Raw genomic sequence first — 20491 nt, 5'->3', positions numbered from 1 at the left:
GGCGCGGCGGTATGAGCGCGAACCCGCTGGACGATGCCGCGGGCGTCGCCGCACGCGCCCCCGATGGGCGAGCCGGCAGCGTGCCGGGCCGCCTGTCCAGGCTGGCCGAATACCTCTGCGCGGCAGCGCTGGCCGCCGACGTATTGCTGGTGTGCGCATCGGTAATCTGCCGCTACCTGCTGCACGCGCCGCTGGAGTGGGCCGAGGATGCGGCGCGGCTGTTGATGGCGGTACTTGTGTTCTTCGGCGCCGGCACGGTGCTGGCGCGCGGCCGGCATCCCGGCTTCGAGGTCTTTCGCAACCGGCTGCCGGGCAGGTGGCATTCTCTTGCCACGCGGCTGTGCGCGTGGATGATCGCGGCGGTGTCGGTCATGCTGTTCGCTTCATCGGTGCTGCTGCTGCTCGACGCGCGCAACGTCAGCACGCCGCTGGGCCTGCCGCAGTGGCTCCATGTCTTGCCGGCTTGCCTGGGCAGCCTGTACCTGAGCGCGATCGCGCTCGCCAATGCACTGAGGGGGGGCCGTGCCAGGTGGCTGGCCTTGTTGCTGGCGACGTTGCTGTGCGCCGCAGTGTGGGCGTGGAACACGCTGTCCGGCACGGTGGCCGGCAGCGGCTGGCAGGTTCCGCCGTGGCTGCTGCTGGCCGTGGGTTTTGCCGGCGGCATGCTGCTGGGCATGCCGATTGCCTTCGTGCTGGGGCTGGCCGCGCTGCTGTATTTCCTGGCAGAGCCGTCGCTGCCGCTGATCGTCTATTCGCAGCAGGTGCTATCCGGCATGGATCATTTCGTGCTGCTGGCGATCCCCTTCTTCGTGCTGGCGGGCCTGCTGATGGAGGTCAACGGCATGTCGGCGCGGCTGGTCGAGTTGCTGGTGCTGGCCTTCGGCCGCGTGCGCGGTGCCATGAACCTGATCGCCATCGTGGCGACGGCGGTCTTCTCCGGGGTGTCCGGCTCCAAGCTGGCGGACATTGCCGCGGTGGGCGGCATTGTGGTGCCGGCGGTGCGCCGCACGCGGCAGGATGCCAACGAAACCGCGGCGGTGCTCGCCAGTTCCGCCGTGATGGCGGAGACCATCGCCCCGTGCATCAACCTGATCCTGATGGGTTTTGTCGCAAACATCTCCATTGGTGGCCTGTTCCTGGCCGGCGTGGTCCCGGCCGCGGTGATGACGCTCGGCCTGATCGTCCTCGCCGTGGCCCGCGGCAGCCGCATCGATCCCGCCCTGGCCTTTCCGGTGCGCAAGTCCAGGCGCAAGCTGGCCGGCGGCGCGCTGGCCACCCTGCTGATGATCGCGATGATCGGCAAGGGCGTGACATCGGGCATGGCTACTTCGACCGAGGTGTCCGCCTTTGCGGTGGTCTACGCGTTGCTGGTGGGGGTGCTGGTGTTCCGCGAGCTCGATGTGCGCGCCGTGGTGCGCCTGTTCGCGCGGGCCGCGGCCATGACCGGCAGCATCCTGTTCGTGATCGCGACGGCATCGAGCCTGGCATTCGCGCTGTCGATCCAGCAACTTCCCGGCCTGCTCCAGCACGCCATGACCGGGCTGGCGGTGCAATACGGCAGTACCGCCTTCCTGCTGGTGTCGGTGCTGCTGACGATCGTGTTTGGCACCATCCTGGAGGGCGCGCCGGCGCTCATCCTTTTTGGTCCGCTGCTGGCGCCCATTGCCGGGCAGGCCGGCGTGCATCCGCTACACTTCGGCACTGTGATGGTGATCGCCATGGGGTTCGGCCTGTTCATGCCGCCACTGGGCCTGGGGCTGTTCGCCACCTGCGCGATGACCGGCACGCGCATGGAGCAGGTCGCCGGGCCGATGCTGAAGTACCTGGCGCTGCTGTTGCTGATTTTGCTGCTGTTGGTCCTGATGCCATCGCTCACGCTATGGCTACCCCGCCTGATGAAGCTGGCATGAGAACCCGATAATGGCAACCATACAAGACGTCGCCAGACTGGCAAACGTGTCCGTGAGCTCCGTTTCCAACGTGCTCAACGGACGCACCGAACGGCTCAATCCCGCCACCTTCGAGCGGGTGCAGGAGGCGATCCGCACGCTCGGCTTCCGCCCCAGCCAGGTTGCGCGCCAGCTCAAGACCGGGCAGACGCCCATGCTGGGCCTGCTGGTGCCTTCCACCGCCAATCCGATGTACGGCCAGCTCGCGCTGAAGATCGAGGCCGAAGCGCAGCGCCAGACCGGCTATCGCGTGCTGCTGGGCAACACCAACCGCGACCGGGAGCAGGAGTCGCGCATGCTCGACGACCTGCTCTCGTTTGGCGTGCACGGCGTGATCATCGTCTCGTCGCTGACCGACGAGCAGCATTTCGAGCCGGCGACCCGCCAGGGGCTGGCGATGGTGAGCTACGACGGCGGCGCCGATCCCAACATGCCTGCGCGCATCGACCATATCGCGCCCGACAACTTCCAGGCAGGCCACCTGGCCGCCTCGCACCTGATCGCCCTTGGCCACCGGCACATCGCATTCGTCATGCCCGCCGGGCGCACCGTCAGCCGCGCGAGCAAGATTGCCGGCTTCGAGGCCGCGGCAACAGAGGCCGGGATCGCGGAAACGGCAGAGGTGATAGAGTGCCCGCCCGCCGCGCACTATGGCGATGCCGAACTGGCCGAACTGGGCCAGGTCCTGGCCGCGCGGCTGGCGCGCACCACGGCGCGCCCGACCGGGCTGATCGCGGTCAACGACATGATGGCGATCGGGCTGATGTCGGGCTTGCACCAGGCCGGTTTGTCGGTGCCGGCCGACGTTTCAGTGATTGGCATGGACGATATCGGCATGTGCTCGTACACCAATCCCGCGCTCACATCGGTGGCCATGCCTTTTGGCGACATGGCGGAGGCCATGGTGCGCCGGGTCATGCTGCGGCTGGCGCAACCCGGCCTGGCGCCGATTCGCCTGTGTTTCCCCAGCGGCCTGGTGGTGCGCCAGTCCACCGCGCCGCCGCCTGCCGTCAACCGCGTGGCCGGCGCGCCGACCCGAAGGCGAGGCTGACCCGTGCATTGCAGCCCGTGGCGGCCGGGGGGGAGCCCGCCGCCAGGGGCTGGTGGTGACGCGCACGGCGTGCGCGTGATGGTGTTGGAATGATCTGTATCGTGGAGGAGCGAGAGATGGTGCCCGACAAACCGGAACGCCGGCTGGCAGGACCGGCCAGAACCTATATCGAGGCGGGATACGCCATTGAAGTGGATATCCTGCAAGTGGAGGACGGAAGCTGGGGATCGCTCGTCCGCCTGTCAAAGCTGGCCGACGGCCTGGTGCCCGCCGCGCACTTCATGCTCAACCGCACATTCGAGGACCGCGCCATGGCGTTTTCCTACACACTGGCGCTGACGCGCGCATGCGTAACGCAGTTCGCACCGGCCGCGGCGACCACGATCGCCGAGTTGCTCAGGTCCGGCAACGGCGGGGGGGCCGACACGGCTGACGAATAGGGAGCAGGCCGCGGCGAGAGGCTATTCAGGACGATTTCGACGAGGCGCAAAGCAGATGAGACGACCGGAATGACATAGCGCCGGCCCTGGCCGGCGCCTGGCGTCCGGATGACGATCGCGACGGCACGCGCGGCCATTACCTGGCTGAGCGGCACGTTGCGGCAAGTGCGGAAGGGGGGCCCACCAGGCAATCAGGGGGGCAGCATGGAAAACACCGCGGTGTTCGCAAGGCAGGAACTGGACACTTATTTTGCTTCGTATGTCGGCATGGAGGGCGGGAATCCGCGGGGTTCGGTCTGGTTCTGCGACAGGAGTCCGAATCCCTGGTCCGAGCACCTGAAAGCGCCGCTCGAGCCCCGCATGGCGCCGTTGTCGTGGGACCGCGCGTTTCGTGAAGCGCATCGGGGCAGCATGGGCAAATGGCTTAGTCACCAGCGCATTGCCCGCATCATGGCCGCCGCCCGCGCCGAGGTGCTGGGCCTTCGCGATGCCGATGCCGACTGGAAGTCGTATTACGAGCACTGCCTGTATTCGTCCTGCGGCGCCGAGTTCAAGCTCAACCTGTTTCCCGTGCCCGTGCAGCTCGATGGCCTGACCCCCTGGTCCAGGGTGTTCCGCGGCCAGCCCGAACTGGTGCCCAAGGAGCGTTACCTGGACCTGTGCCGGTACGGCGGACGCTTCCGCTTCCTGGCCGAGATGTGCGCGCGCTGGCGGCCAAAGGTGGTGGTGTGCCTGGGCCATCGGCACACCGAGGATTTTGTCAGTGCATTCGCGCTGGACGGCGCGGCGGTGCAAGAGCGGCAGTTGCAGCCCGCCGACCTGGTGAAATCCCTGCGCGTGTTCACGCGCGACGACAGCACCTGGATTATCTGCCCGGCACTGGCCGGCCCCTCCGGCCTGACCTCCGACGTGCTCCTCAGTGCTTTTGGCAAAGTGCTTGCCGCCATGCTCGATCCGGCCGACTTCGCTCCGGCGAGCGAGGCGCGCCAGGCAGCGGATGTTCGCCCGTGGCCGCAGCCCGAGGCGCACCTGGGCCCGCCTGGCTGACAACGCCTGTCAGCCGATGCTCAGGCGCCATCGCGCGGGCAGTGATTTCCGGCGCTCGAAATGCGGCATGCCCGCGGGGACCCATGCCACGCATACCGCATCCTACAATCCATGGGTGTCGCTTTCGTGGACCTGGAGCTGAGATGAATCAGGAGCTTTCCCATGCGGGCTCCGCGGTAGCCGCGCCTGCCGCCGGGCCGTGGAGTCCCTTGCGCAACAAGGTGTTCCGGGCCATCTGGCTGGCCACGCTGGCGTCCAATATCGGTACCTGGATGCATGATGTCGGCGCCGGCTGGATGATGACGTCGGTCAGCCAGTCGCCACTGATGGTGGCGCTCGTGCAGGCGGCCACGACGCTGCCGATGTTCCTGTTCGCCCTGCCGTCCGGCGTGCTGGCCGATATCGTGGACCGGCGCAAGTACCTGCTGTTCGCGCAAGCCTGGATGCTGGTGGTGGCGGCGGCGCTTGGCCTGCTGGCGCTGGCCGGGCTGGTAACGCCCGCGGTGTTGCTGGCCGCCACTTTCCTGTTGGGCATTGGCGCGGCGATGAGCGCGCCGCCGTTCCAGGCCATTGTGCCGGACCTGGTGCCCAAGCCGGCGCTGCAGTCGGCGGTGGCGCTCAACTCGCTGGGGGTGAACATCAGCAGGGCGATCGGGCCCGCGCTGGGCGGCGTCGTGCTGACGCTGTTCGGGCCGCCGGCGGTATTCCTGATCAACGCGGTGTCGGTGCTGGGGGTGCTGTGGGTGATCTACCGGTGGCAACCGGCGCCGCTCACGCGGCGCTTGCCGCCCGAGCATTTCCTCCCGGCCGTGCGGGCGGGCCTGCGCTACGTGCAGGCGGCGCCGGTGCTGCAGGTGGTGCTGGTCCGCGCGGTGGCCTTCTTTGTGTTCGGCAGTGCCGGCTGGGCGCTGTTGCCGCTGGTGGCGCGCAAAGGGCTGGCGGTGGGGCCGGGCGGCTACGGGCTGCTGCTGGCTTGCGTGGGGGCGGGGGCGATCGGCGGCGCCCTGGTGCTGCCGCGCCTGCGCCAACTGCTCTCGCCCGATCGGCTGGTGCTTGGCGCCAGCGTGATTTTCGCGCTGGTCTTGTTCGCCATGTCGGTCTTCAGGAGCTTCGCCTTGATCGCCGCCGTGCTGCTGTTCGCGGGCCTGGCCTGGATCGTCGTGCTGTCCGTGCTCAATGGCGGCGCGCAGCGCAGTTCGGCGGGCTGGGTGAAGGCACGGGCGCTGGCGGTCTACCTGGTGGTGTTCTTCGGCGCCATGGCGGCCGGCAGCGCGGTGTGGGGGCAGGTAGCCTCGCTCAAGGGGACGGACCTGGCGCTGCAGGTGGCCGGCTCGGGCATGCTGCTGGCCGCCGTGGCGGCCTTGCGCTGGCGTCTGGCCGATTCGCCGGACCTGGATCTCACGCCGTCGCCGCACGATGCCAGCGTGCCGCTTTCCGAAGAGACCGCCGACGATTGCGGGCCGGTGATGATCACCGTCGAGTACCGCACCGACCCGGCGGATGCCGCCGCGTTTCGCGCCGCTGCCCGCGAAATGCGGCGCGTGCGCCGGCGCGGCGGGGCGCTGTCGTGGGGCCTGTTCGAGGACATGGAAGCGCCCGGCCGCTACGTGGAAACGTTTGTGATCGAGTCGTGGCTGGAGCACCTGCGCCAGCACGAGCGCTTCAGCGCCAACGACAAGGCGATCCAGGCCCGCGTCCATGCCTTGCATCGCGGCCCGGCGCCGCCGYGGGTGCGGCACCTGGTTTCGCCGCCGTAACGGCTGCGTGCCGGCTCACGCAAGGCTAGGCACTCCCCGGCGTTGCGCCGGTTTCGATGGCGACTTCCCACCAGGCCGGCAACAGGGCGCGCACCTCCGGCCGCGCGAAGCGGTCGTCGATCAGGTGCACCACGCCGCGGTCCGCCTCGGTGCGGATCACGCGCCCGGCCGCCTGCACGACTTTTTGCAAGCCGGGATAGAGGTAGCCGTACTCGTAGCCGCAGCCGAATGCCGACTGCATCCTGCGCATGGTCAGTTCATTGACCGGGTTGACCTGCGGCAAGCCGAGCGTGGCGATAAAGGCGCCGATGAGCCGGTCCCCCGGCAGGTCGATGCCCTCCGCGAAGGAGCCGCCAAGCACCGCGAAACCGATGGCGCAGGTTCCGGGCGCAAAGGCCGCCAGGAACTCGGCCTGCTCGGCCTCGGTCATGGCGCGCGACTGCCGGCGCACGGCAATATCCGGGCAGCGCTGCTCAAAGGCGTCCGCCACTTGCCGCAGGTAATCGTGGCTGCTGAAGAATGCGAGGTAGTTGCCCGGACGCGCCCTGTACTGCGCGCCCAGCAGGTCCACGATGGGGCGCACGGAGCGCTCGCGGTCGCGGTAGCGCGTGGAAATATTGCCGGCGATACGCACCGCCAGCTGGTCGGCGCGGAAGGGCGACTGCACTTCCAGCCAGACCGTGTTGCGTGGCAGGCCCAGCGTGTCGCTGACAAAGCGCGCGGGGGTCAGCGTGGCGGAGAACAGCGTGGTGGCATGGGCCGCCGCGAACCGGGGCGCCAGGAAGGCCGCGGGGATGAGGTTGCGCACGGCAAGGCGGCCCTTGCCTGTCTTGCTCCGGGCGGGGCGCGTCGCGGATTCGGCGGCGCCAGCCTCCTTGCTGATATCGAAGACCGAATGCGCGTCGAGCGACTCGGCCAGGCGGCAGAAGTGCAGGGCATCGAAATAGAAGCGCTGCAGCGCCGGGCCCACGCTTTCCGGCGCTTCGGTGAGCTGGTCCAGGATGGCCGATGCCGTGCGCTCCAGCGCCGCGATAAACGGGCCGGGAATTTCCGGGTGCGCGGCATAGGCGCTCTCCTGCGCCTTCGCCAGCAGGTTCCACTGGCCGGAGAGCCGGCGCAGCGCGCTGGCGAGCGGCCTTGGCGCGCCGCGCCGCAGTTCGGGCAGCACCGCGGGATCCAGCTCCGCCGAGTACATCTTGCGCGCCCGCTCCAGCAGGTTGTGCGCCTCGTCGACCAGCACGCCGACGCGCCAGTCGTTGGCGGTGGTCATGCCATGCAGCATGGCGGCGCGGTCGAAGTAGTAGTTGTAGTCGCCGATCACGAGATCCGCCCAGCGCGCCATTTCCTGGCCCAGGTAGTACGGGCAGATATCGTGGCTGAGCGCGATCTGCCGCAAGGCTGCGCGATCGAGCAGGGCCTGCCCGGCGGCGTCCTGCCGTGCTGCCGGCAGGCGGTCGTAGAACCCGCGCGCGAGCGGGCACGATTCGCCGTGGCAGGCGCGGTCCGGCTGCTCGCAGGCCTTGTCGCGCGCGGTCAGCTCCAGCACCCGCAGGCGCAGGCCGGCGTTACCGTCGCGCAGTCCCCGCGCGGCGTCCAGCGCCATCTGGCGGCCGGTGGTCTTGGCGGTCAGGTAGAACACCTTGTCGATCTGCCCCTGGGGTACCGCCTTGAGCATGGAGAACAAGGTGCCTGCTGTCTTGCCGGTGCCGGTAGGGGCCTGCGCCAGCAGGCAGCGGCCCGAGCGTGCGGCGCGATAGACGGCTTCGGCCAGGTCACGCTGCCCGCGCCGGAACGAGGCATGGGGAAAGGCCATGCCTTGCAGCGCCTGGTCGCGCGCCGCGCGATGCGCGCTCTCCTGCAAGGCCCAGTTGACGAAGCGCTCGCACTTCTCTTCGAAGAAAGCCAGGAGTTGCCCGGCCCCGAAGTGCTCGCTGAAGCCCGACTCCTGCCGGCTCGCCACGTCGAAATAGACCACGCCCACCTGCATGCCGGCGAGTCCGAGCTTTTCGCATAGCAGCCAGGCATAGATCTTCGCCTGGGCCAGGTGCAATTGCCGATGGTTCTCGGGCAGCGCGGTCCAATCGCCGCGCACCGTCTTGATTTCTTCCAGCAGGTTCCGGTCGGGATCGTAGCCATCGGCGCGCCCGCGCACCCGCAGGTTCCTGAACTCGCCCTGCAGGCTGATCTCGGACTGGTACGCGGCGCCGCGCCGCGACTGCACCAGGGCATGGGCGGCCATGCCGTCGGCGGCGGTAGGCGAAGGCGTGAAGCGCACGTCGAGATCGCCTTGCTTGGCGGTGAATTCACACAAGGCACGCACGGCGACGGTGTACGTCATCGGCCTCGCTCCTGTGTCGGAGGCGCGGCGGGCGGGCTCGGCAAGGAGGCAACTCCCGGTGTAGGGGATGACGCACTTGGTAGGGGAAATCACGGGATGAACATGCTGCTGCGGCGAACTGTATGAATATACAGTACCGGGGTGGGGCCGGCCGGCATCTCGCCTAATCTGGCTGCGCTGCCCAAACCGTGTCACAATTTTGYATCCCGCGCATCCCGGCCACGCCGCCGCTCATTGCAGCAGGGCGGCACCGGCAAGCTTGCGCCGCCAGGGCATCCGCCCTGCAAAGCTTCACGAATCCGCCATGACAGAGCCCAGCAGCCTGAATGCTCCCTCCTCGTCAGCTTCGCCCACCCCGCAAGTCGAGGAGTCGAGCGAGACGAGCTACCGCGCGCTGGTGGACGCCATCCAGGACTACGCCATCTTCACCCTGACCGGGACCGGCCATATTTCGAGCTGGAGCCCGGGCGCGCAGCGGATGAAGGGTTATGCGGCGGCGGAAGTCATTGGCAAGCATTTCTCGGTGTTCTACACGCCCCAGGCCGTTGCCAGCGGCTGGCCGGACTACGAGTTGCGGTGCGCCCGGGCGGAAGGGCGCTTCGAAGACGAGGGCTGGCGGGTGCGCAAGGACGGCACGCTGTTCTGGGCCAACGTGACGATCACACCGATCTACGATGAGAGCCAGGCCGTCAGCGGCTTTGCCAAGGTGGTCCGGGACATGAGCGAAAGACGGCGGCTGGAAGAAATCGAAGCGTCGAGCCGCCGCATGATTGAGTTCCTCGCGACGCTGTCGCATGAACTGCGCAACCCGCTGGCACCGGTACGCAATGCCATCAACCTGATGCGGCTGGACACCAGCCTCAGTCCCCATGCCGCGCGCTGCCGGGACATGATCGACCGGCAGATCAGCCATCTGACGCGGCTCGTCGACGACTTGCTGGATGTGGGACGCATTGCCTCGGGCAAAGTGGGACTGCGGCTGAGCAATGTCGACCTGCGCGACGTGGTGGCGCGTGGCATCGAATCCGCCCGGCCCGTGCTGGACTTGCGCGGGCAGCACGTCGACGTCAGCCTGCCTGATGAGCCCGTGGCGTTCCGGGCCGATCTCACCCGGCTTGTGCAGGTCCTGCAGAACCTGCTGCACAACGCCGCGAAGTTCTCGCCGGCGGGCAGCCGCATCGCCATCAGTGGCGAGGTGACCGGCCGCCTGCTTGAACTGCGGGTATCCGACCAGGGTTGCGGCATCCAGCAGGACGCGCTGGAAGATATCTTCAGCCTGTTCGTGCAACACAGCCCCATCAGCGAAGTCCAGAATGCCGGGCTTGGCATTGGCCTGTCGCTGTGCCGCTCGCTGGTGGAATTGCATGGCGGAACCATCCGGGCCTCCAGCGCGGGGCTGGGCAAGGGCAGCACATTTACCATCCAGATGCCCTGTATCAAGCATCAGCCCGCGGACACCACTGCCGATACGTCCCCGCGGACCGGCGCATTGCGCGTGCTGGTGGTGGATGACAACCGGGATTCGGCCGACAGTCTCGCCATGTTGCTGCAGATGCTGGGCCATGAAGTGTCGGTCGCCTACGAGGGGGAAATGGCCCACGCGATCGCTACCGGTTTTTCGCCGCACCTCGCGCTGATCGACATCGCCATGCCCGTCATGGACGGCTTCGAATTGCTGAAGATGCTGCGGGCCCAGCCGGAACTGCGCGGCACGGTCTTCGTCGCGATGACCGGGTTCGGGCAACCGGCCGACCATGAGGATACGCATGTCGCCGGCTTCCACGCCCATATGGTGAAGCCGATCGAGATGAGCCACCTGGAGATGCTGCTGGCAACGGTGGGGCGGCAGATCGCCCGCGGCGAGTAGCGCTTGCCTGCCGGCACTGGTCGTTCCTTCCCGCTCGTTGAAAACGCCGCAATGTCCGGCGCCGGGCGCAGCCCGTCCCGGCCGTGCCTGTGCCGTTGCGCGCCGGCAGACTTCAGCGCCGGCAGGACGCGCATCGTAGAATTGCGTCATGTACCGCACAACCCGCTCCGGCGCCTGGCAGGCGCCGGGACGCTGCGACGCGCAGCGCAAGGATGACTGACATGAGTGACATGACGAACAAGTTCCTGAATATCTATTCCCACGGTTTCGCCCGCGTGGCGGTGGGCGTGCCTGTCTGCCGCGTGGCCGATCCCGCCTTCAACGCAGCCGGGACGATTGCGCTGGCCAGGGAAGCCGCCAGCCAGGGCGCGGCGCTGGTGGCCTTCCCGGAACTCGGCTTGTCCGCCTATACCTGCGACGACCTGTTTCACCAGCGGGCCTTGCTCGATGCGTGCGAGGCTGCCCTGGCAGAGATCGTGGCTGCCTCCAGGACCATTGCCACCACGCTGGTGGTCGGGCTGCCCCTGCGGGTCGAGCATCAGTTGTTCAACTGCGCGGCGGTGGTCGCCGGCGGGCAGGTGCTCGGTGTCGTCCCGAAGTCCTACCTGCCGAATTACTGGGAGTTCTACGAGGCACGGCAATTCAGCGCGGCGGACAGCGCGGCGGTGAGCGAAGTGCTGCTGGATGGAAACAAGGTGCCGTTTGGCGCCGGCCTGCTGTTCGAAGCGCGGGACATTCCGTTTTTCCGCTTCCACGTGGAGATCTGCGAAGACGTCTGGGTGCCGATTCCCCCGTCGTCGTTCGCGGCGCTGGCGGGCGCCACCGTGCTGGTGAACCTGTCGGCATCCAATATCGTGGTCGGCAAGTCCGGCTACCGGCATCAACTGGTCAGCCAGCAATCGGCGCGTTGTCTCGCGGCCTATGTCTACAGTTCGGCCGGCAAGGGCGAGTCGTCCACCGACCTGGCGTGGGACGGGCAGGCGCTGATCTACGAGAACGGCGAACTGCTGGCCGAGTCCGAACGCTTCGCGGACAGCTCGCACCTGACCTTTGCCGACGTCGACCTGGAGCGCCTGTCGCGCGAGCGGATGCACCAGACCACCTTCGGCCACTCGGTGCGGCGCCATGGCGCGGAGGTCGCGAAGTTCAGGGTGATTCCGTTTGCCGTCGATACGGTGCTGGACAAGTCCTTGCCGCTGCGCCGGACGGTGGAGCGGTTCCCCTACGTGCCATCCGACGCCCGGCGCCGGGACGAGCGATGCAGCGAGGTCTACAACATCCAGGTGCAGGCGCTGGTCCAGCGCTTGTCGGCCAGCGGCATCTCCAAGGTGGTGATCGGTGTCTCCGGCGGGCTGGACTCAACGCATGCGCTGCTCGTGTGCGCGAAGGCCATGGACCGGTTGAAGCTGCCTCGCACCAATATCCTCGGCATCACCATGCCCGGCTTCGCCACCAGCGACCGCACGCTGCTCCAGGCGCGCAAGCTGATGGAGGTGGTGGGCTGCGTGTCGAAGGAGATCGATATCCGGCCGAGCTGCACCGAAATGCTCAAGGATCTCGGGCACCCGTATGCGTCCGGCAAGCCCGTGTACGACGTGACGTTCGAGAACGTGCAGGCGGGCGAGCGTACTAACCACCTGTTCCGCTTTGCCAATTCCAGCCACGCTATCGTGATCGGCACGGGCGACCTCAGCGAGCTTGCGCTTGGCTGGTGTACTTATGGCGTTGGCGACCATATGTCGCATTACAACGTGAACGGCAGCGTGCCGAAGACGCTGATCTCGCATCTGGTCCGCTGGGTAGCGGAGACGGGACAGATTGGCGACGCGGGGTCTGACGTATTGCTCGATGTGCTTGGGACGGAGATCAGTCCCGAACTGGTGCCGGGCGACTCGGCCGATGCGCCACAGCAGAAGACCGAGAATTTCATCGGTCCGTATGAGCTGCAGGATTTCAATCTGTACTACACGTTGCGGTTTGGATTTACGCCGACCAAGATTGCGTTTCTTGCCATGAGCGCCTGGGGCGATCGCGATAAGGGAAGCTGGCCCGAGGGGCTGCATGTGGCGCGTAATGAGTACAAGGTGGCGGATATCAAGCGGAACCTCGGGATCTTTCTTGACCGGTTTTTCCGGACGAGCCAGTTCAAGCGGTCTTGCGTGCCGAATGGGCCGAAGGTGGGGTCGGGTGGGTCGCTGTCGCCGCGGGGGGACTGGCGGGCGCCTAGTGATTCGGAGTCTGTTGTGTGGATGAAGGACCTTGAGAGGATTCCGGATGGGGTTTGAGGCAGGAGGTAACCGCAACGGCTTGAACTTCAAAATCAAAATCCTAAAGCCAAAGGCGGTTTCACCACCCTTGTGGGCGGTGCGCCCCATTCTTCTCTCGCAGCTGCGAAAGTAGCCAGGGAAGGCGATCGGGACGAGGCGAAAGACGCCTCGTCACCGATCCAGAAAGAGCGGCGGGGACCCAAACTCGCCGCGCCCTGAGTACGACCTGAAAAACTCGGTTCTGAGTCCCAGGCGTCCTATCGGCAATGTCGCGAGTCAGGTCTCGCAGGCATCCAGTCGCTTACATCGGCGCAATCCCGTCCTGTTCCTGCCTGAAGGGGCTGTTCCACCCCTTTAACCAATGTCACGTGCCGTGCGCAAGCAGCGCCCGACGAGCCTGACATGGCAGGGTCATGTCAGCATTTGTCAGTTTTTCGGTGATTCATTTGGATAGGATCGGTGCTGATATAGGCACTCGGTTCCTATCCGCCTGCGTCAGCCAGCTCATTGCCTCCACCGCGATAGCAACCCCGATGGCCTGCAATTCCAGTGGCCCGGGCATGCCTTCCGACAAGACCGTCAACGGGATCAAGGCCACGTTGGCGCCGATGAGATAGACGGCGCCTGTCTGTCACGGAAGCCATGGCTCCAGAAGTCGTCCACGCCCAATCCAGTGATTCACTTGATTGCTTCATTGGGCGGTTTCCTGAGTGCTTATCACTGAAATTAATTCATTTTCTTGACATTGACGGGAGGGTTTGTGTTGAAACGAGTTGCACTCATCTTTGGCATTTCGATGCTGGCCGGCTGTGGTGGTGGTGGTGGTGGTGACGCCCCTGGCGAGGCAAGTCCGGGACTGACCGCTTCGCAAGCCTGCACCGGAAACATGGCCACCCGCTTGAAGTTCTCGTCTTCGGCCGTGCCGCTGACATCTACGGTGAAAGTGGATGTGCTACAGGAATCGGACACTACAGATGTCGCTTCCGGAGCGGGTCTTCTTGCCTGTGTGCAAGAAGACGGGTTCTGCGCCGGGGATATCCCGGTAAGCCAGGTTTCTCGCGGTTACTACACGCTGATTGCGAGTGACGAAAGCGGTAGGTTCCTGGGGGCCACTGCATTCAGGATCGAGCCCGACAGTCACTGTGCGATCAGCACGAACCCGATCATCAGCACGGAAACCACCGGGTTCTACGTGGGGCGAAAACTGAACCAGCTCAGCCCGCTTGACGAAGAAGAGATCCGCGGCAAGCTAACTGCGCTGACCAAGTCCGAGGGCAGTATCTATGATTTCTACCTTGGCCTCGGCCAGTATTTCGTAGGCAAGGGATCGGCCATTTCCGATGTTCGGAAACATGAAGGAGTCTTTTCTGAATTGCTGCAGGCAATCGATTCCGGAAATTCTCCTTACATGAAATCCCCGGCTGCCAGTGTCTCCACAGGCAACCAGCGCGCACTGGCATCGGCCGAGACGGATTCCACCACGTGGCCGTCAATTGCCGCGTTTGGGGTCAAGAACGGGGGCGAGATAGCTCTTAGCCTGGCGGAGGGAAAATACGCCAAGGCGGCAGTCGCTGGCATGACCAGCCTCTTCGAGGCGTTCGATCTGTTCAACAAGCCTGAAGACCCGATTGCGCAGCTGGGTCCGGAAATCATCTCGCGGCTGGATCAGATCAATAGCAAGCTGGATAATATCTCCGCGACGTTGCAGGATCTGACTTCCTACATAAAGAAGTTCGAGGCGATCTACCTCAAGAATATCGCACAGCAAAGTGCCAGTCAGATATTCGATAATAGTTCAAAAATCAATTCGTCCTATAACTCGCTTGTCTATGTGACGTCTTTCGACTGCGCACATGGAAATAAGCCGTTCCCCAGTCAATACTTCATAATTGAATATGTGAGGCGATTTGGGGCTTCATTTCCGTCTGATTGCGCCAAGACAGGTTTGAACAAGGCGCTGGCAAATCTCGATGGCATATTTACCAATTCTGTCGAGATCTCAGGTGATGATGTGGCGATCAAGGGGCTGCCAAATGATCGGCTGAGTATTTTCTATAGTTCGATGCGGCAGGCGACTTTGAAATATCCGGATCCGCGCAATCTTTATAATGGTTCTCCTGATCCGAGTTTCAATCAGCCCGTCATGGCGCAGCAATATAATATCTATAATTCCCTGGTGGCGAAATACTCCGCTGGAATATGGGATTCGCTGGACAAGGCTTATCTGGTGGAAACGTCGGCGGCCTACCTGAATAGTCTGCCCAAGTGGCCGAACGAGCGGCGCAAGGACATGAATTATCCGTTGTCCGAGATGTTGGGCAACTCCTTGAATCCGACCTACGGCGAGCAGAGGGATAAGATTGGCACTTGCATAGGCTTTGACGGAAAGCCCGTCGAGCAGCCCGTCGACCCCGAAGGAAAAACAATGCACGAGCCGCTTTGCGATTTGAATATGATTTACTCCTATCGCAACGGGCTGATCAAGAAAAAGGTGGAAGAATATACGCTCGATTTTTTCAATGATGTTGATCTCCCTCCTGCGTTGCCCGGTGGCGATTGGTCGCGCTATTGCCATTTCCCGATGGATCAGGTCGGCGATCGCCGTGCGGAGAAGCCGCTGGTGCTGGGTTACAGCAGCTACGCTATCGATATTATGTGTCCTCTCACGCCGTACTCCGTTGCGCCGTCGGTTTGGGGGCCTTCCGGCTGGGATTCGTCAGGTTTCCCTGCGTGCGAGGATATTATCTCGGGGAAGATTTCCAATATTTCTCAGCTCTACCCAAGGGACGGTAATATTCAGTACTGCCGTTTCAACAACCCTGTACATCCCGATGCTAATGACAAGAGCCGGCGCTGGGCGAGATTCATGACGATCGAGTTCATGAACTGCCGAAAGGATCCCGGGGTGGCGATCAACTATTATTCGACAACCAGGGATGGTTCTGGTGCCGATTGCGTGCGCAAGTAATCACTGAAGCCGGGCGCGGTGCCGCTGGCATCGTGCTCGCCATCGCTTGATCAACTGCATAGGGCGCCTGCACGCAGGCATGTGCGCCAGGCGCCGCGCGAGAGGGGGCTAGTGCCTGACGATCCGCCTGTCGAACCAGTCATCCAGCATGGGCTTCTCATAGCGCAGCGGGTCGCTGCTCGAGTACGTATTTACCGACATCATGAAGTTCATGTCGGCCAGCCGTTCCTCGCCGCTTGCCAGTATGCGGTCGTCATGGCTCAGGGTGTAGCGCAGCGTCATCCGCGGCCAGGTGATATCCCGCACCACGCGGATTTCCTGCCCGTTGAAGCGAAACGGTTCGAAGCGCCCGGCCAGGTCGATGTCCAGCACTTCGATCTTGAGCGAGTCGCCCGGGGCGAGCTTGCGCTCGGCCAGCCGGGTCAGATGCCGCGTGATATCGCTTTCCACCGCGGCGAGATCCTTCTCGCTTGCATACGGGTGGGAGTAGGCGGCGTCGGTGTAGCTCTGCGGATCAATGAAGCTGACAGAGAGACTGCCGCCCGGAGGCGTCGCCAGGGCGCCGGCGCCGGACAATGCGGCCAAAGCGGCGGCGGCGAAACAAAGGGACCTGGACATTGCGACCTCCCGCTTTCCTCACGGCTTGATCAGTTCGACCGCGCGCGGGGAGGGCTTGTTCCGGGGCGCGGCGGCTCCGCTCAGGGCGCCAGCACCGCGCTGCTCGCCATCGTCGCCGGTACGGTCTGCCGCATCGTTTCCACGAAGCGGCGCAGCTTGGCGGGATAGAAGCTCGCGTAGGGATAGACCAGTTGCATGGGCAGCGAGGAAGCTTGCCACTGCGGTACCAGGTGGAGCAGGCGTCCCTGCGCGATGTCGTCCGCCATCAGCCACGCCGACGCCACGCAAACCCCCAGCCCCATGACCGCGGCGCTGCGCAGCGCATACAGGCTGTCGGTGCCGACGCGCGGGTGGAAGGCCAACCGCTGGGTCTCGCCCGTGGCCGCATGGGTGAGCGACACCTCGTTGCGGTAGAAGGTGCGCAGCGACAGCCAGGGCAAGCCGGCAAGCTCATTCGGATGCGAGGGCATCACCCTGGCTTCCAGTACCGATGGCGCCGCCACGACGATGCGGGGCACTTCGGAAAGCCGGATCGCCACTACTGACGGGTCGCTGACCTCGCCCACGTGGATGGCGCAATCGATGCCTTCGGCGATGAAGTCCGGTGTCCGGTCGTGCAGCAGCCATTCGACCGTCACCCGCGGGTGGCGGCGCAGGAATGCCGCCAGCGGCCCCACCAGCTGCTGCTGGCCGAACGCGTGTGGCACCACCACCCGCAGCGTGCCCGCCGGTTCGTCGCCGGCGCCCCGCAAGTCCGCCTCGAACGCTTCCCAGCCCGCCACCAGTTCCTTGGCGCGCCCGAAGCAGCGTTCGCCGTCCTCGGTGAGTTTCATCGCATGCGTGGAGCGTTGCAGCAGGCGCAGGCCCAGCGAGCGCTCCAGGTTCTGCAGGCGGCGGCTCACCGTGGGCTGGGTGGTGCCCATCTGCGCGGCGGCCGCCGACAGGCTGCCGGCTTCGACGATCCGCACAAAGGTCTGCATCAGTTCGATGCGGTCGGTCGAGGCGGGCGCTGGCGTGGCGGGCGAGGGCGGTTTCAAGTTGGTCATACGTCGGACGCATAGCAATTGTGCAGAGTGTAGTACTACCGCGCTGAACCAGGGGCCGGCAAACTCCAGTCTCGTTTTCGATCCGAGGGTTTCCGCTATGTCATCCATTCGCGTTACAGATGCAAATGTCGCCACACACCCGGCCAGGGCTCCGGCGGTCCTGGCGGCCGAGACGGGTGCCGCCACCGGCTTGCCCGCCCGGTTGGTCCTGCTGCTTGCCGCCGGCGCCGGCCTGGCCGTGGCATCGCTCTATTACAGCCAGCCCATGCTGGGCGTGCTGGGTCCGGATATCGGTGCGTCCGACTGGGCGGTGGGGCTGGTCCCCACGCTCACGCAACTGGGCTATGCCCTGGGCATCCTGCTGCTGGCGCCGCTGGGCGACCGCTATGACCGCCGGCGCATCGTCCTGGCCAAGGCCGCCGTGCTCAGCGCCGCGCTGCTGGCCAGCGGCGCCGCCACAGGCATCGGACTGCTGCTGGCCACCAGCCTGGCGATCGGGCTGGCCGCCACGATGGCGCAGGACATCGTGCCGGCGGCCGCCACGCTGGCGCCGGAGTCGCACCGGGGCAAGGTCGTCGGCACGGTGATGACGGGGCTGCTGCTCGGCATCCTGCTCTCGCGCGTGCTCAGTGGTTTCGTGGCGGAGCACTTCGGCTGGCGGATCATGTTCGTGATCGCGGCGGCCAGCATCGCGCTGATCGGCGCGGTGGCATGGCGCGCACTGCCGCGCTTCAAGCCCACCACGCATCTCGCGTACAGCGCGCTGCTGGGCTCGCTGGCCAGCCTGTGGCGCAAGCATGGCGCGCTGCGCCGGGCGACCCTGGCGCAGGGGCTGCTGTCAATCGGTTTCAGCGCGTTCTGGTCGACGCTGGCCGTCATGCTGCATGGCGCGCCGTTTCATCTGGGCAGCGCGGCTGCTGGCGCGTTCGGCCTGGCCGGCGCAGCCGGCGCGCTCGCCGCACCGCTGGCCGGCCGCCTGGCCGACCGCAAGGGCCCCGAGCTGGTCACGCGCCTGGGCGCCGCGCTGGCCGCGGTTTCGTTCGCGGGGATGCTGTTCTCGCCGTTGCTGGCGCCGCACGCACGGCTGTGGCTGATCGCGGCCAGCGCGCTGGGCTTCGACCTCGGCGTGCAGGTCGCGCTGGTCGCGCACCAGACCATCGTCTATGGCATCGAGCCCGGCGCGCGCAGCCGGTTGAATGCGGTGCTGTTCGTCGGCATGTTCGTGGGCATGGCGGCCGGTGCCGCGCTGGGCAGCCTGATGCTGGCGCGGTGGGGATGGATGGCCGTCACGGCGTTGTCGACGGCGGCGGCCATCGGGGCGTTGCTTGTGCGGGCATGGCCGGGGGCGCGGCTGGCGAAATGACATGTCGGCATGACAAGCACCGCTTGCCGCATCCGGCGAAAGGCGCCTCGCCAGCTCGGGAAAGAGCATGGCGAGGCGAAGGTACGGCGCTTGGGGGCCACTCACGTACAGGGCTAAATCTGCACCTGGAATCGGGCGCCGAATGTCTGCCGCCGCACATTGGATGCGCGGCCTTCAGCCGGAGTGCTGTACTCCGGGACCCATGCGCTGCCCGCCAGCCTGGCCGGGCGCTTGTGCCTGCTCTGCCAGGGCGGATGCGTGTTGCGCCGAGGCCGAGCGGCGATGATCGATCAGCAGGACCGCAATCATGGCGATCACCCCCGGAATGGCGATTGCCATGAAATTCTGTTGCAGCGGCAGCGACATGCCCACCAGCGCACCGATCACGATCGGCGCCAGGATCGCCCCGCTGCGGCCGATGCCCGATGCCCAGCCAATACCGGTGGCGCGCGCCGCCATCGGATAGAACTGCCCGGCATAGGCATAGGTCACGATCTGCGTGCCGATGGTCGAGGCCCCGGCCAGCGCCACCAGCACGAACAGCAGCGGGGTGGGTACCGGGTAGCCCAGCAGCGTGATCGATACGGCGGCCAGCGCGTACATGCCGACCAGCACGTACTTGATATTGAAACGGTCGGCCAGCCAGCCGCCGCCGATGGCGCCGACCATGGCGCCGAAGTTAAGCACCAGCACGAAGGCCAGCGCCGAGCCCAGGCTGTAGCCGGCGCTGGCCATCATCTTGGCCAGCCATGAGCTGAGTGCGTAGACCATGAAGAGACACATGAAGAATGCCACCCAGAACATCACGGTGCTGAAGCCTCGTCCGTCCTGGAACAGCTTGCCGATGGGCGCATCGCCGGCCTTGTCGCCGGCGGGCAGGGCGAACTGGTCGCCGGCGTGCGGCCGGTAGCCTGGTTCCAGCCGGGAAACGATGGCCTTGAGCGTGTCGATCTGGCCCTTCCTGACCAGGAAGGGCATCGATTCCGGCAGGGATTTCAGGATGAACGGGATCAGCAGCGCCGGCAGGCCTGCGGCGATAAACACCGACTGCCAGCCGTAGCTCTCGATCAGGCCCTTGCCCAGCAGGGCGGCCAGCATGCCCCCTACGGAGTAGCCGCTGAACATCAGCGTGACCATGGTGCCGCGGATCTTGCGCGGCGAGTATTCGGTCATCTGCGCCACCACGTTCGGCATGACGCCGCCGATGCCCAGGCCCGCCAGGAAGCGCGTGACGCTGAACGTCACGGGATCGCTGGTGAAGCCCGCGGCGGCGGTGAAGACGCTGAACAGCAGGATGCAGATGGCGATGGCGCGGCGCCGTCCGATGCGGTCGGCGATGGTGCCCATGAAGATCGCGCCGAACATCATGCCGAATAGCGCGGAGCTGACCATGAAGCCGGCGCTGGTGGCGTCGACGCCCATGCTTTTCATGATGGAGGGGAGTGCGATGCCGACGACGGCGAGGTCGTAGCCGTCGAAGATGATGATGAGGGCGCACCAGAGGAGGATTTGGGCGTGGAAGCGGTTGAAGCGGGCTTCGTCGGCTAGTTTGTGGATGTCGATTTGGGGCATGGGGTGTCTCCTTTTGGTCCTTTTGGGATTTGGGTGTTTTGTTTTTTTTGTTTGATGGGGTTGCAATTGCAACTGCTTAACTTCAAAGGCTTAAAACCTTAAAGTCAAAGGCGGTTTCACCCCCCTGCGGGGGGCGACCTACTTTCTTGTCTTGCCAAGAAAGTAGGCAAAGAAGGCGCGCCGGATGGGGCGACCCCCTCCTCGTCTC

The 20491-nt window shown here is 65.5% G+C and carries 13 protein-coding genes; 9 read left to right on the top strand and 4 right to left on the bottom strand.

From position 1 onward, the window contains the following. Window positions 1–11: 11 nt before the first annotated feature. From AC1DN0_RS12895 to AC1DN0_RS12875, 5 genes are all read left to right on the top strand, one after another. A complete protein-coding gene (locus AC1DN0_RS12895; protein ID WP_441635381.1) occupies window positions 12–1910 on the top strand; it encodes a TRAP transporter large permease in 1899 nt (632 codons plus the stop codon). A gap of 10 nt (window positions 1911–1920) precedes the next feature. After that, entirely contained in the window at window positions 1921–3000 is a 1080-nt protein-coding gene (locus AC1DN0_RS12890) for a LacI family DNA-binding transcriptional regulator (protein ID WP_441635383.1), read from the top strand. 116 nt (window positions 3001–3116) lie between these two features. After that, window positions 3117–3440 (top strand): hypothetical protein, encoded by a 324-nt coding sequence (locus AC1DN0_RS12885; protein WP_441635385.1) that lies wholly within the window; start codon window positions 3117–3119, stop codon window positions 3438–3440. 204 nt (window positions 3441–3644) lie between these two features. Continuing rightward, the gene (locus tag AC1DN0_RS12880) at window positions 3645–4487 is read left to right on the top strand and encodes a transcriptional regulator (RefSeq protein ID WP_441635387.1); all 843 of its coding nucleotides are present in this window, start codon (window positions 3645–3647) and stop codon (window positions 4485–4487) included. A 143-nt stretch (window positions 4488–4630) separates the two neighbouring features. After that, the gene (locus tag AC1DN0_RS12875) at window positions 4631–6244 is read left to right on the top strand and encodes an MFS transporter (RefSeq protein ID WP_477145761.1); all 1614 of its coding nucleotides are present in this window, start codon (window positions 4631–4633) and stop codon (window positions 6242–6244) included. Between the two features lie 25 nt (window positions 6245–6269). Here AC1DN0_RS12875 and AC1DN0_RS12870 read toward each other — a convergent pair whose 3' ends face one another. Then, window positions 6270–8582, bottom strand: a complete 2313-nt coding sequence (locus AC1DN0_RS12870; protein ID WP_441635391.1) for a helicase C-terminal domain-containing protein — start codon at window positions 8580–8582, stop codon at window positions 6270–6272. 304 nt (window positions 8583–8886) lie between these two features. Here AC1DN0_RS12870 and AC1DN0_RS12865 point away from each other — a divergent pair, with 304 nt between their 5' ends. The 3 genes from AC1DN0_RS12865 (at window position 8887) to AC1DN0_RS12855 (ending at window position 15684) form a co-directional block, all read left to right on the top strand. Continuing rightward, window positions 8887–10449, top strand: coding sequence for a hybrid sensor histidine kinase/response regulator (locus tag AC1DN0_RS12865; RefSeq protein WP_441635393.1), 1563 nt, complete (start codon window positions 8887–8889; stop codon window positions 10447–10449). Between the two features lie 230 nt (window positions 10450–10679). After that, on the top strand, window positions 10680–12734 hold the full coding sequence (locus AC1DN0_RS12860) for an NAD(+) synthase (RefSeq protein ID WP_441635406.1): 2055 nt from the start codon (window positions 10680–10682) through the stop codon (window positions 12732–12734). Window positions 12735–13479: 745 nt separating this feature from the next. Continuing rightward, on the top strand, window positions 13480–15684 hold the full coding sequence (locus AC1DN0_RS12855) for a hypothetical protein (RefSeq protein ID WP_477111323.1): 2205 nt from the start codon (window positions 13480–13482) through the stop codon (window positions 15682–15684). Between the two features lie 108 nt (window positions 15685–15792). Here the strand turns inward: AC1DN0_RS12855 and AC1DN0_RS12850 are convergent, their stop codons facing one another. Together AC1DN0_RS12850 and AC1DN0_RS12845 are read right to left on the bottom strand one after the other, a co-directional pair. Continuing rightward, window positions 15793–16302, bottom strand: coding sequence for a DUF3016 domain-containing protein (locus AC1DN0_RS12850; RefSeq protein ID WP_441635397.1), 510 nt, complete (start codon window positions 16300–16302; stop codon window positions 15793–15795). Between the two features lie 80 nt (window positions 16303–16382). Next, on the bottom strand, window positions 16383–17348 hold the full coding sequence (locus tag AC1DN0_RS12845; RefSeq protein ID WP_441635400.1) for a LysR family transcriptional regulator: 966 nt from the start codon (window positions 17346–17348) through the stop codon (window positions 16383–16385). Window positions 17349–17445: 97 nt separating this feature from the next. Here AC1DN0_RS12845 and AC1DN0_RS12840 point away from each other — a divergent pair, with 97 nt between their 5' ends. After that, complete coding sequence (locus tag AC1DN0_RS12840; RefSeq protein WP_477102676.1) at window positions 17446–18711, top strand: MFS transporter; 1266 nt, start codon at window positions 17446–17448, stop codon at window positions 18709–18711. A 174-nt stretch (window positions 18712–18885) separates the two neighbouring features. Here the strand turns inward: AC1DN0_RS12840 and AC1DN0_RS12835 are convergent, their stop codons facing one another. Then, window positions 18886–20283 carry an MFS transporter gene (locus AC1DN0_RS12835; RefSeq protein WP_441637705.1) on the bottom strand — a complete coding sequence of 466 codons (1398 nt, stop codon included), beginning with the start codon at window positions 20281–20283 and terminating at the stop codon, window positions 18886–18888. Between the last annotated feature and the right edge of the window lie 208 nt (window positions 20284–20491).

The organism is Cupriavidus sp. 05N39 (assembly GCF_056397325.1).
The sequence above is the reverse complement of the archived record's forward strand: the minus strand, read 5'-3'. Positions and strand labels throughout refer to the sequence as shown.